Source organism: Butyricicoccus faecihominis, assembly GCF_014648015.1.
GTDB lineage: Bacteria > Bacillota > Clostridia > Oscillospirales > Butyricicoccaceae > Agathobaculum > Agathobaculum butyriciproducens.
Genome location: NZ_BMQH01000019.1, coordinates 17,519 through 30,577, shown reverse-complemented (window position 1 = coordinate 30,577; position 13,059 = coordinate 17,519). Strand labels below are relative to the sequence as shown.

At 48.4% G+C, this 13,059-nt stretch carries 11 protein-coding genes and 1 pseudogene; 1 reads left to right on the top strand and 11 read right to left on the bottom strand.

Annotated elements, in window-relative coordinates:
* The 4 genes and pseudogenes from IEY11_RS14670 to IEY11_RS13875 form a co-directional block, all read right to left on the bottom strand.
* Window positions 1-247 (bottom strand): hypothetical protein (locus tag IEY11_RS14670; protein WP_207727238.1); only part of this gene is annotated, 247 nt, incomplete at its 3' end.
* Between the two features lie 94 nt (window positions 248-341).
* Window positions 342-1,336: pseudogene (locus tag IEY11_RS13885) on the bottom strand (IS256 family transposase).
* 441 nt (window positions 1,337-1,777) lie between these two features.
* The gene (locus IEY11_RS13880) at window positions 1,778-2,926 is read right to left on the bottom strand and encodes an SLC13 family permease (protein WP_188886851.1); all 1,149 of its coding nucleotides are present in this window, start codon (window positions 2,924-2,926) and stop codon (window positions 1,778-1,780) included.
* A 201-nt stretch (window positions 2,927-3,127) separates the two neighbouring features.
* Window positions 3,128-4,189 (bottom strand): S-layer homology domain-containing protein, encoded by a 1,062-nt coding sequence (locus IEY11_RS13875; RefSeq protein WP_188886850.1) that lies wholly within the window; start codon window positions 4,187-4,189, stop codon window positions 3,128-3,130.
* A 145-nt stretch (window positions 4,190-4,334) separates the two neighbouring features.
* Here IEY11_RS13875 and IEY11_RS13870 point away from each other — a divergent pair, with 145 nt between their 5' ends.
* Complete coding sequence (locus IEY11_RS13870; protein WP_188886849.1) at window positions 4,335-5,606, top strand: stalk domain-containing protein; 1,272 nt, start codon at window positions 4,335-4,337, stop codon at window positions 5,604-5,606.
* Between the two features lie 467 nt (window positions 5,607-6,073).
* Here IEY11_RS13870 and IEY11_RS13865 read toward each other — a convergent pair whose 3' ends face one another.
* From IEY11_RS13865 to IEY11_RS13835, 7 genes are all read right to left on the bottom strand, one after another.
* Entirely contained in the window at window positions 6,074-6,868 is a 795-nt protein-coding gene (locus tag IEY11_RS13865) for a hypothetical protein (protein WP_188886848.1), read from the bottom strand.
* A gap of 28 nt (window positions 6,869-6,896) precedes the next feature.
* Window positions 6,897-8,174 carry an FAD-dependent oxidoreductase gene (locus IEY11_RS13860; protein WP_118762023.1) on the bottom strand — a complete coding sequence of 426 codons (1,278 nt, stop codon included), beginning with the start codon at window positions 8,172-8,174 and terminating at the stop codon, window positions 6,897-6,899.
* 19 nt (window positions 8,175-8,193) lie between these two features.
* A complete protein-coding gene (locus tag IEY11_RS13855; protein WP_188886847.1) occupies window positions 8,194-9,693 on the bottom strand; it encodes a tripartite tricarboxylate transporter permease in 1,500 nt (499 codons plus the stop codon).
* 16 nt (window positions 9,694-9,709) lie between these two features.
* A complete protein-coding gene (locus IEY11_RS13850) occupies window positions 9,710-10,168 on the bottom strand; it encodes a tripartite tricarboxylate transporter TctB family protein (protein ID WP_147356589.1) in 459 nt (152 codons plus the stop codon).
* A gap of 166 nt (window positions 10,169-10,334) precedes the next feature.
* Window positions 10,335-11,330 carry a tripartite tricarboxylate transporter substrate binding protein gene (locus IEY11_RS13845; protein ID WP_188886846.1) on the bottom strand — a complete coding sequence of 332 codons (996 nt, stop codon included), beginning with the start codon at window positions 11,328-11,330 and terminating at the stop codon, window positions 10,335-10,337.
* A gap of 79 nt (window positions 11,331-11,409) precedes the next feature.
* Window positions 11,410-12,441 carry a LacI family DNA-binding transcriptional regulator gene (locus tag IEY11_RS13840; RefSeq protein WP_188886845.1) on the bottom strand — a complete coding sequence of 344 codons (1,032 nt, stop codon included), beginning with the start codon at window positions 12,439-12,441 and terminating at the stop codon, window positions 11,410-11,412.
* 391 nt (window positions 12,442-12,832) lie between these two features.
* Window positions 12,833-13,045, bottom strand: a complete 213-nt coding sequence (locus IEY11_RS13835) for a hypothetical protein (RefSeq protein ID WP_194461877.1) — start codon at window positions 13,043-13,045, stop codon at window positions 12,833-12,835.
* Between the last annotated feature and the right edge of the window lie 14 nt (window positions 13,046-13,059).

The window sequence follows — 13,059 nt, the reverse complement described above, 5'->3', positions numbered from 1 at the left end:
GTCCAACGAGGAGAATATCAAGAAGGCCGCTGAGGTTACCAAGGCACATGTTGCGAAGTACTGGGCTGACTGATTTCACAGAGTGAAGATTTAAGAGTGGAGAGCGAAGAACTTTCCACTCTTTTTTTGCGTGGAAGCCCCTGGTGTTTTCGGTAAAATAAAAGTCGAGCAAAAGAACTCCAAAATGTGAGCACCCCGATGGCACAAAAAATGAGCCATTGTCAGCACCCCCAATAACAGCTACCATTAGTTTGTGTCCAATAAACTAAGGAGGTAGCAGAAAGGTGTTAAGAATGGACCGCGTCAAGTAAAGTTCACAACAAGGCTCCTGAAAAATGAAGTTAGGCTGCGGTGGTCAGTGTTGCCGCAATGGATTCCTGACCGAGATAAGCTCTGGAGACAGACCAGTCCTCAGCGTATTCCATGAGATACGTTGTCCCCAGGCGAATATAGGAACTTTCATTCGGAAAGATTCCGACCACGCTGGTACGTCTGCGGATTTCACGATTCAATCTTCCAATCCGCCTTCAAGGCACTGAACCGCTTTCGGAAAGCGGTTGGCGTAGGAGTCGATCACATCGCAGCGCTGCCATGAGGCTCCGGAAAAGGACTCACGGATTGCCGAAACCAACCCAGAGTGAGCATCTGAAATGATAAGCCTGAGCGTAGACAGACCACGGTCCTTCAGATTCTGAAACAGCACTCCATAGGAGCTCTTGGATTCTTCGGCCATAGGTTCAACGGCGATGATGTCTCGATGTCCATTTTCGTCCACACCGCACACGATAAGCACCGCTATGCTGACAATTCTGCCATCTACACGAACTTTTTCATACAGTGCGTCCACCCACAAAACCGGGTACACCATACCGGCAAGAGAGCGATTACGGAACTCCTCGACCTGCTCATTCAGTCCTTTTGTCATCTCACTGACCTGGCTTCTGGATAGATTTTCAATGCCGAGGCTATGCGCCAGCTTCTCCATTTTCCGGGTAGACACGCCTTGCACAAAAGCTTCCTGAACCACCTGTACGAGCATGGCTTCACTGCGCTTGCGCTCCGTGACGAAAAACGGAATGTAGCCGCCCTGACGAACCTTGGGCACCATGAGGTACATTGTTCCCATCCGGGTATCCAAGCGGCGTGGACGATAGCCGCTGCGGTAGCCGCTTCTTCCGTCCGTGCGCTGGCTCTTCTCTGCTCCCAGCTGCTGATCGACCTCGGCCTCCATGAGGTGTGTACACAGCCATTCCAGCATACTCAACATCGGGTCCGGCTGCGTCACACATTGCAGCAGCAATTCTGTCAGATTTGTGGTATTCTTTTTGCGAGCCATTAGGGCCTCTCCTTTACTTGATGATTTTTTCGACAACTATCATTTTACAGGAGCCCTGATGGCTTGTCTATTTTCTGTTTGCTTTTGCGAACTTGATTATACGCTATCCGCGCCAGCATCTCCATCGGTAACAAGTATAAGTTCTCTTCCTACACCGGCAGTATCGCTAACGATATCAAGGCATGGGACCTTAAAAAATGGTAATTTCATTGCTACCAAAAATACAAGAAAAGCGACAGGTATTCGCCTGTCGCTTTTCTGTATAGTAATCTCCGATCTTTTCATTGGAAAAAGCAAAGTGGTGTAGAGATTAATGATCTTTGTATTGGCACTGAAAATATATTTATTTCTCCGCGGCTTTTCTTCCAGGATGGGAGAGTGCCGCGGAGAATTTTTTGCGAAGAAAGAATTGCTATAGCTTTTGTAATTCCGGGAAAACCTTTATCTAAGAAAAAAATACAATATTAACATGAATATCATAAATATAATATTGGAGGCTGTGAATATTCCCAAATACCGCCCTCTCAGATTCCTGTTTTCTTTTGCAATATATTTGAAACTTATCAGGCTTGCCATGGATGCAATCAGAGTGCCGAGACCGCCAATATTGGTTCCGACAATTAAAGCCCGGTAATGATCTGTAAAGCCGGATAAAAGAAGCGCAGCGGGAACATTGCTCATAATCTGACTGGCAAGAACAGCAGTAAGTGTTTCCCTTCCTGCCATGATTCTTTCCAGCAAACTGCTGAATTGCGGAATCCTTCCAAGGTTGCCGATAAAAATAAATAATGCGATAAAGGTGGCAAGCAGGGAGTAATCCACCCTGCTTATATTTTCCCTGTTTCTTAGCAGCGTATATATAAGAACCAATACAAGAGGAATCTGGTATGGAATGATACGTGCAACAGTGAGCAGGCAGATTGCAAATAAGATCAGGTAAGCGGCCAGGTATTCCATGTTAAGTTCTTTTCTGTCAGAGAATCCCCAAAGAGTTTTATCTTTTTCGGAACCGCATACGTGAGGTGCTTTGGCAGCGGCTGCCTGTATCCATATCAGAAGAAGGATAAGTGCTGTGGCGGAATAGGGAAGCATCAGGGTTATTAATTCTGCCGCGGACATCCCTGCTCTGGCATATAGATAAAGGTTCTGCGGATTTCCGATTGGTGTGAGCATGCTTCCGAGATTAGCAGCGATTGTCTGCATGGCTACTATTTTAAGAAGCCAGTAATTGCCCAGTTTCTTTGGCAGTTTATGCACAATGATCAGTGCAAGAGGAACAAAAGTAATCAATGCCACATCATTGGTGATCACCATTGACAAGAAGAAACATAAGAGTACCAACAACCTGATCACACCCACAGTTCCCGATGTTCCCATCAGCAATTTTTGGGCAAGTATATCAAAAACACCAACAGCCTTCAAACCAGCTACAATTGCCATCAAACAGAAGAGGAGCCCGAGAGTCCTGAAATCGATATAAGTAAAATAAGCCTTATCCGGTCTGCCCCAGAACATAGAAAGAAGCGCCAGGATCACTGCAATTGACAAAACGGTTTCTTTCCTGAAAAAAACATATAATTTTTGTAACATAATATTTCCTTTCCGTTCCTCCTGGCTATCGTATGTGGCAGAAAAAAGAATCTAAACTGGAACTGGCAGCCTCCATGATCCGGCAGGTTATGCCTGAATTTCAGGAAAAAAAGCAGGTTATTAAAGGCCTTAAAACAGCTGATTCATCAACAAGTCTATTATTTATAAAGTTGTAAACGGGTGTATGGATATATACTGCTGTTACTTCATTGCGCCTGTACTGGTGAAATTAACATTATAGCTATAGCGGTAAGGGTCGCTGCCATACGTTTTAACATTGATATTATGATCAGTAAACGTCAGCACATATTTAATCTTCTCCATCGTTGAGGGAACTTCTGAATAGCACGCGGTTCCGTTTGCAACTGCTGTATTCGCAGAAGTAAATTTCGCTTTCTCTGCCGTGAAAAGAATCACGCGTCCGGACTTGATGTGGTCGAACTTAAAGGTTACTTCCTTGTTTGTTACATCTGTAATTTCAAGCGAACAGCCAAGCCAAGGACGGCTTGCGTCATTGGCCGAAGTAAAATATTCACCTAAAAAGCTCGCAGGACCGGAGATCGGTTTTGCTTTCAGCTGAAATGTCTTACGCTGATCCGGATCGATCATACGGGTAATAATTGCGGTTACTTCTGCACGGGTAACATATCCTTTTGGATTAAAATGTCCGTATGCCGTATTGCCGGTCAGAATGCCTGCACGGTAAAGCATATAGATGCGGTCGGAGATCTCATCGAAAGACCCGTCTTCGGTATAAATTTTATTTTCGGTCAAATCAAGGATTTGTCCATCCGGCACATTATTAATAGCGGTATATGCAGAATCCGGCAGCGCCTTGCTGATCCAGTATGCAAAATGCCAGCGCTGCTCATTATCCCTGCCACCGAAAATACTGTCTCGATAACTGCTGTCGATATACTGCTCTACATAATAATAGTACTTATCAGTCCAGCTCGATGGATTTTGCACTTCGACGATTTCATTGTGATGGTATGCCGCATGAATGCGCGCCAGAAAAACAGTCAGTTGATCGGTAGTTAAATTCTGATCGGGTGAAAATTTAGATGCGCTCGTACCGGCAGTAATCCCAAGTTCATAAGCCGATTTGACCGAATTGTAATACCATGCTGTTGATGGCACATCCGTAAACTGATCGGAGTAAGTACGTGTATTGTTGAAGCCATCAAGCAGTGCGCCTGCCGCCGGAATACTTCCGACCGCCATAACAGCTGCCATGGCAATGGAGATCAGTCTTTTTTTCATTTTCATACCCCTTATCCTGTTTCATGTCAATGTAAATTCATTATATCCTATCCATGTATTGAATGCAATGAGAATAGTAAATAGTAGGAAACTGTGGTATAATCAGGTTATATTCAGGGCTTTCGTCCAAAAGAGGAGAAAAAGTGTGAACAGGCATGAAAATCAAACGATGAAAATATTCGGCAAGCGGCTGACCGCTGGTCTGCTGGGTGCAGCACTGGTGATGAGTATGCCATTTGCAGCCGCGCTGACACAGAAGAACATTACCGTAGAGCGTGGTGTTACGGTTTATGTGGATGACCAGAAGCTCAATCCGGGTGACGCAAACGGCAATCCGGTAGAGCCAATGCTGTATAATGGTACGACTTATCTGCCGATTCGCGCGGTATCTGCGGCGCTCAATGTGCCGATCGCATGGGATGGAACGACGTCCAGTGCATATCTCGGCGAACATAAGGTGGATCAGAATGCGGTAAACCGCGCGAAAGCGTATGTTTCGGTCATCGAACAGCTGCAGAGCAAGTACGGCAAGCGCGCTGCCAGCGGCAGTATCGTCAGCGGTCTGGTGACGGCTATGCTGATTGATTTTGACGGTGACGGAAACGAAGAACTGCTTTGTGTTTGCAATACGAAGGAGAAAAACGCTAAGGGAACGAATAAGCACAGCACCTATATGGTTTATCACTGGGATGGCAGTAAAGCAAATTGCATTGCACAGCACGAGGTAATTAGTCCTTTTTCTCAGAATGATCCGGATTATTTCAAGAGAACCATTAATATTGGTGAACGCGATGGGAAAAAGTACCTGTTTTGGGAAGCCAATGGCTCCACAGTCGGAGAAGATGATGTCGGTCTTATCAGTCTGGTTGAAACCGTAGTGGACGGGCAATGGAAAGTCACTTGGGGTTTACGAGAAAATGAGGACTGGGGAGATAATGGACCGGTTGTGTGGATGACGGACTACACAACTGGCGAAAATATAGATGTAAGTGCAGGCTGGGCTGAACTGAACACATGGCAGGACGACATAAAAAACCAATATAATGTAACCGCTGACGGTCCAGATGCATGGAATATGTGTAACCCTTATGATAACCTGGCTCCCGCACCGGAAATCGCCCTTGCCAAGCTGAAAGCCATTGCCAACTCGCAGTCGTCCATTCTGGGCGGCAAGGCCTCGGGCGAATACACCGCCAAACGCCAGACAGAAAAGCTGGCTGTTGAAACCGGGGTTAAGGTCTATGTGAACGACAAGCTGATTGTTCCGACCGACGTCAACGGCAAGACGGTTGACGTGCTGCTTTACAAGGGCACAACCTATCTGCCGGTCCGCGCCGTTGCCAATGCACTCGATCAGGCTGTTGCATGGGATGGCGTGAGCTACAGCGTATACATCGGCAGTCACAAGGACGTATAATATGCAGAAGGTCTCTGTATGCCCTCAAAAGATATGAGCGAAATTCTGTTGCGCTGCCGCACTGGCGATTCGGCCGCACAGGAGCCGCTGGCGCTGCAGCCGATCACGGAGTCTTGGGAATCGACGATTGTGAACAGGTTAGCAACATATTTGCCTATAATCCTACTACCGGAGATCGAATTCCGAACGATGAGGTAGAATGGACAGTCAGTGATCCGACTGTAGTAACCTGCGATCCAGTAAATGGCGCTGTCAGTTCGGCGAGCCGGAAAAATAAAGGAGCCTCCATCGCCATGCGTGGAAGCTCCTTTGGGGTAAAGTAGGGTGATATGATTTTCAACAACTGAGATCTGAAAAACAAACAGGAGGAGACGGATATTTGTTTATCCGGTCATGAAGATTGGGTAAATACACGCTGATCGCTGGAGCGGTTTCATACCTGCTGTCTCAGACAGTGTATTCACGTATCACAGGCTTGCGGCAATATTCCAAATAACCTGCAGGGCATTCTTCACCGCGAGTAATACGTTTCGTACGTCCTCCTCTTTATCGCGATATGCCATGTCGCGACAATCCTTAATCGTTCCGTCGATGGGATCAAATCCCATCGTCCAGATGTCAGTATAAGGACTATCCACGGAAATTGATCTCTCAATGCCAACCTGATTCAGGCTGAAAAACTGGTTGGGCGCCAGTGCTTTCATGCGTTCATATACACCGTATCCATTTGCACCGTTGGCTTCGGTAAACGTCAGGAGCAGCGTTGTCAGGGCATATTCCATCGTTGCTGCTGCACGTTCATTGCCCAGTTCACGCGCCCGTTTGTTCAATGGCTTAATCAGTGTCATGTACGGCAGCACGCTGCCGAGCAGCTCACCGTTATTCTCTTTCGCGATAGCTGGCAGATATTCTGCCGCATATTCCAGAAGCGCATAAACTGCGTTTACATCCGCTTCCGTGCAGCCGAGGTTCTCCGCTTTTTCCAACAGAGATACCAGCAGAATCACCATAGATTTTACGCCGTTCTCCGGCAGAGTACCTGTCGACAGCACTGCAAGCGCCTTTGACGCTTCAACATCTTCCAGACTGGCGTTTTTTACGATCTCTCCCATGGACATCGTAAGCTTACAGGTGCCTGCGGCATCCCGGTATTGAATCCACTTTCCATTGCCATAAGCACAGGCGGCAATATCTCTCAGCTTGAACAGTCCGCTTTTCAGCGACTGCTCTGCTGTCATCGTGCGGGGCATTCGTTTCAGCATAATATTAACTGTGTCTCCTTTCCTGAGTTTACGGTTCTACATTCGTTTTGCGCAGTTCATCCTGCACTTCGTGAATATCTAATTCCAGCGGCTTTTTGTTCTGCGCAACACACATCGCGGCAACAATACCCATAGCATGCCCCATATTCATTACAATCGGCATTACGCGATAGCTGGAGTGTGCCTTATGCGTACCCGAAATATTGCGTCCGTTCAGCAGAATACCCTCCACCGTCTTTGGTACAAAGCAGCGCAGCGGGATCGTATACGGCTTCGGCTGCTTGAACGCCTTGTATTCACCATTGGCATCCAGTCCGGCGCCTTCTACATTGTGCAGATCAAAGAAGAAATTCGACTTGGTAACTACCCAGTCTTCAAAGGTACGAGCCTGCGCAATATCCTGCTCATTCAGCTGATAATTCGCCTCAAACCGGCGGGTTTCACGCACACCGATCACATCGGCACTGTCGATCAGATAACAGCCTTCATATCCCGGCACATGGCGGCGCAGAAATGCAATAATCTCGGGAAGCTGCTTTCTGCATACGTATTCAGCACGATTCAGATCTCTTGCATTTGTGCCGTCCACATCGGTCATATTGCTCATGTTGACTGTGACAACGCCTGGGAGCGACGAAGGATACAGCAGGATATGACCTGCCGGAGAGGGTAATTCCTGACGACCGAGTGTTTGCAGATCGCCTTCCGGCAGCTGGACCGTATCCTCAAAGCCCCAGAAGAACATGGCGCGATCCATATCTACGCCGGCAACCTTGAACATGATCGTCATCGGCTGCATACCGCCGTCCGTCGAGCGTCCCTTTTCAAACGGAACGCCCGCACGTGCGGCCACGTCGCCGTCGCCGGTCGAATCGATCACCATTTTGCTCAGGATCGCTTCCCGGCCGGATTTGCTCTCTGTGATTACACCCGCAACGCGGTTTCCCTCCATAATGACATCGCTGAAGCCTGTGTACAGCTGTACATTAACGCCGGCCTCCATCAGCATATCCAGCATCAGAATACGCAGTTTTTCCGGATTGATGACCTGCTCCGCTTCACAGTCGCGTGCCTTTTCGCGCAGCTCTTCAAAGCAGCCGCCGTCCTGTCTGCCGGTCCAATGACTCATAATGCCCGTGGTTGCCACACCGCCGACCGCGCCGTATTGCTCGATCAGCATCGTTTTTCGTCCCATGCGTGCTGCGTGCAGGGCGGCGCCGAAACCTGCGGGGCCGCCGCCTACAACAAGGACTTCCGTTTCTGCCGCAACCGGGATCTCCCGGCTCGGCTCGGTATAATACTTCATCTGAAACTCCTTTTTAATTTCACTCTGTTTTTTGCTTTTTTCTGTCCTTTGCTGCCTTGTAGAAGAACATTCCAATCGAAAGCACAGCCAGCGCAAGGAACAACAGGCTGAACGGCCGTGTTACGAAGATGGACAGAGAATTGCCGGACATTACCATCGAGTTGCGGAAATTCGTTTCCACCAGATCACCAAGAACTACGCCGAGGATGATCGGTACAACACTGAATCCAAGCCTGCGCAGCATGAACGAAAACGCGCCGATGATGACCGCCAGAAGTACCTGAAATGTGCTGGCTTCGCTCGAATAGACACCGGTAATGCAGTAAACAATGATGATTGCGCTCATCAGCTCATAAGGAATGCGTGTGATATTGGCATACAGCGGGGTAAACACACGACCGATAATCAGCATCAGGATATTGATAATGACAAGACCAATCATAATGCCGTATAGAATATCGCTGTGCTCCTTGAACATGGAGGGACCGGGCACCATGCCTTGCAGCATAAATGCACCCAGAAGAATTGCCGTACAACCGTCACCGGGCACGCCCAGTGTTGTAAGCGGAATCAATGTAGAACCGGTCGTTGCATTATTGGCAGACTCGGTTGCGGAAACGCCTTCGATCTCGCCGTGACCGAAATGATCACGGTATTTGGAGGTCTTTTTCGCCTGATCGTAGCTGATAAAAGCTGCAATGCCGCCGCCTGTACCCGGGATAGCACCCACAATCGTACCAATCACCGAAGAGATCGTCATTGTTTTGAGGCAGCGCTTGATCTCTGCCCACGACAGCTTCTCATGGTCCAGCTTCAAATGCTGCTTACGCGTTGCATCTGTACGCGGATTATAATCCGAGCGGCTGAGCAATTCGGCAATTGCGAACAGACCGACCAGCGTAACGATCAGCGGGATACCGGCGCCCAGTCGACGGACACCAAAGGTAAACCGAAGTGTACCGCTGACCGAATCCTGTCCCAGCAGTGCAATGAAAATACCGATCAGGCCGCCGAGCAGACCCTTGATGATATTGCCGTTCGAGATGCTTGCAATAATAGACAAGCCAAACACCGCGATGCAGAAATACTCCGGAGGGCCAAACATCTGTGTGAAATGTGCAATGCTCGGTGCAGCAAACAGCAATACCAGCGCACTGAACAGGCCACCGAAAAACGAAGCATACAGCGCCATCGTCAGAGCCTTCAGCGGCTTGCCCTGCTGCGTCAGTGGATAACCATCCAGCACAGTCGCTGCGCTCGAGGGCGTACCCGGTGTATTGATCAAAATTGCAGTAATGGAGCCGCCGTATGTGCCGCCGCAATACAAGCCAAGCAGCAGAAGCATCGCCGGGATCGGTTCCATACTGTATGTAATCGGCAGGCACAGGATGATCGCAATATCCGCAGTCAAACCCGGAATGGCACCGATAATGATACCTGCCAGCAGACCGATGAAAATTGCAATGAAGCTCTCTACCGAGGCCATCAGCGCCAAACCGGTCATCAAGTTATCTAACATATGCGCTTCCTCCTTCTTATGGCAGAGTCACGCTCATTGCCTGAAATGCAAAGTACGCAACGATTACATTTGCACTGGCAATCGCATAGAACCACCATTTTCTCGTACCGAAATACAGCAGAATGCCATTGGCAAGCAGCAGCGAGGAAATGATAAATCCAATATGCGGAAGCAGCAGCGCGTATGCGATCAGCATGGCAATATAGATTACCGGTTTCAGCCGCAGCAGATTTTCTTTAGTGAAAATGGCTCCTGAAATCGTGTATTCGGTCTTTTCCTTGGACAGGATACCCTGTACCAGCAGGATCACGCTGCAAAGTATCATGCCGCGGATCAGAAGCGTCGGAACTGTTGCAGCAGTCACCGCGCTGGTTTCATACGTCCGGATCTGCGATGGTATCAGAATATGCAGGGCAACAGAAACGATCAGAAACAGAACGCCTGTTATCATATTCGAATTTAGCTTTACTTTCAATCTTGTCACCTCTCATACCAGATTAAAAGGCAATACCGCATAATTTTCGCAAAGCACCGCGGCAGTGCGACCGGAGCCTGCACAAGGAGCCGCGGCAGCGCGACCGGAGCCTGCGCAAGGAGCCGCCGCTTTCATTGTGCGGTATTGCCTTAAACAGACCAGCCTGTTACTTGAGCATCTCCACGTATTTGTCCATGCTGTCCATCTGATCCTCGATAAACTTCGTCACTTCGTCACCCTTGGCATCCCACAGCGGATAACCCATCTCGTCCATAAAACCGGTGAACTTGGAATCGGCATATACGTCATCGAGCATTGCATTCAGTTTGTCTACAATCTCCTGCGGAACGTCCGAGCGAACAGCCAGACAGTCCATGCCGGCAAATTCAACATCAACACCCCAGTCCTTGATGGACTTTACTTCACCGTACGGAGTCTTAACCGCTTCCGGATAGAAAGTTGCAACCGCCTGGATCGTACCCTCTTCCTGATGCGAGTAGTATGCCGGAGGCGTACCCAGACCGCAGTCTACCTGACCGGAAACCACTGCATTGATCGATTCTGCCTCGCTGCCCATAACGACCGGCTCCGCTTCGATACCAAGCGACTTGAACATTGCAGAAGAAACAACGTACTGATCACCGCCCGGGCCGGAGGAAGTTGCATACGTGATCTTATGCGTTTTGCCGTAGTTAATCAGATCATCAAACGTCTTGATGCTGGATTTCTGCGGATTAGTGAGGATCATCAGCGAAACCTGACGCATACCGCGCAGCATAGTGAAATCAGAAAGATCATAGGATACATCGATGTACTTCGGAGTCAACGAAAATAACGGACCGTTGGCGACGACCATAGTATAACCGTCCGCATCCGCATCCATGGCATCCATCATGCCGATGGTGCCGGAAGCGCCTGTGTGATTTTCTACAATGATCGGCTGATCAAAATAATTCTTGGCCACCTCCGAAATCTTGCGGGCAATGACATCGGCACCGCCGCCGACACCCCACGGACAAATGACTGTTACCGGACCATTCGGGTAATCATCCGCACTTGCCGCAGCACCGCCGCCCTTTGCAGTGGAACCGCCGCAGCCCGTCAGACCTGCCAGCAGCATGGAACCTGCCATCAGCATAGCCATCAATTTTTTTCCTTTCATTTGCTTTTCCTTCTTTCTTTTTATAATTGAAACGCTTTTCCGCGTTTGCATACGTATTCAATTGCGGAGAATAAAAGAATTATTCTCCTGCTGAGGGACAGAATGTATCTCGGATGATCAATTTGCTGTCCAGTATATACCGGTAGGTATCCGGCAGTTTGTTTGATGCCATTGCCATGACCCATTCTACTGTTAAATTGATAATCTTGTCATAATCTACTGCCACAGTGGTTAAATGCGGCGTAAACCAGTTGCCCATCGGGATATTATCCGAACCAATCAGAGCCACATCATCCGGCACCTGAATGCCCTGCTCGCGCAGTGCTTCCAGCGCGCCTAATGCCATCATATCGTTCTGCGCAAAACACGCTGTACCCGGCTGGAACAGTTCAATATGCTCCAAAACCTGCTGCGTAGCCTGCTTCAGGTTGTAATCTGCATGCAGAATGTGCGTATCTGACAGCTTATGCCCATGCTGATGCAAAACACGTGCAAAAGCTTCATGTTTATGTATAACGTCGATTCGATCCTGCGGTCCGATAATTTCCACAAATCGTGTATAGCCAGCTTCGCAAAACGCCTTACCGACCAGACCGCCAATCTGTGAATGGCTCGGTGCGATCATATACGACTCATCCAGTGATTCATTCGTATCGTAAATATAGATAAATGGAATTTTTGTTTCATGCAGCAGGCTTTTGACTCGCTCATCCACCTGCGGTCGGTTAAAGATCAGGGCATCAAACCGTCGATTGCTGATACTCTTTTCGATGGAAAAAAACTCACCGTATTTCCCTTCATCGAACACCGGCACCAGATCCAGCCCTTCCTTTACAAGCTGCATACGTATGCGATAGTAAATGTCACTTTGAATATAATGGTTTGCAAAGCCGGTAAAATCCTCTGAGAATACATATCCGATCACACCGGTGCGGTTGGTTTTTAACCCCCGTGCGTTAGTGTTAAACTGAAAGGAGTATTCTTCCGCCAGCTTTTTGACTCTTGCCTTGGTTTTTTCTGAAACCAGCGGACTGTCATTCAGGCAACGGGAAACCGTTGATTGCGACACACCAGCTAATTTGGCAAGTTCGACGGAAGTAATCGTTTTCAACTGTTTTCACCTCTTTGCATACGTATGAATTGCTTGTCTTATATATAGCATATTTGCAAAATAAACACAATAGCCAAACGAAAATTTGCAATTATTTCGTTAGTATTATCCAAATTCTCATAGCTGTTTTTAGTACTCTTGCTCTTACTGAAACCCGATCGGACCCTGTTCGAGCTTCAGAAGCACTTTTCCCTTACGGCAGCAAAAATCAACTGATCTCCACGCCTGCCGCCGCCCAATAAACCCGAAGCACACAGCTGAATTTCAGGCTGTGTGCTCCGGGTTCTCTTTATGGCAAAATTGTGCGGTATCGGTCTGACAAGCAACGGATTTGATGGTGCAAATCCAGCTCAACAGGGAATTTCCCTGTGACCCTTTTGTAATTTGTCACTCACAGTCCGTACCGTCTGAATTTCCGTCTGGTCGAACAGCGCCGTGCGCTCGTAGACGCGCGCCACTTGGCATCCATATTGGGGAAGATGCTCCTGCCGAAGGAGTGGTCAATGAGCTGCTCCTTCGGTGTTTTTCCAGCCTTGCCAATTCTGCCGACAAGTTTTTTCGTTAGCAGGCTGCTGCACCCAGCCTGATTCAGCAGCTTCATCACAACACCGGACACTT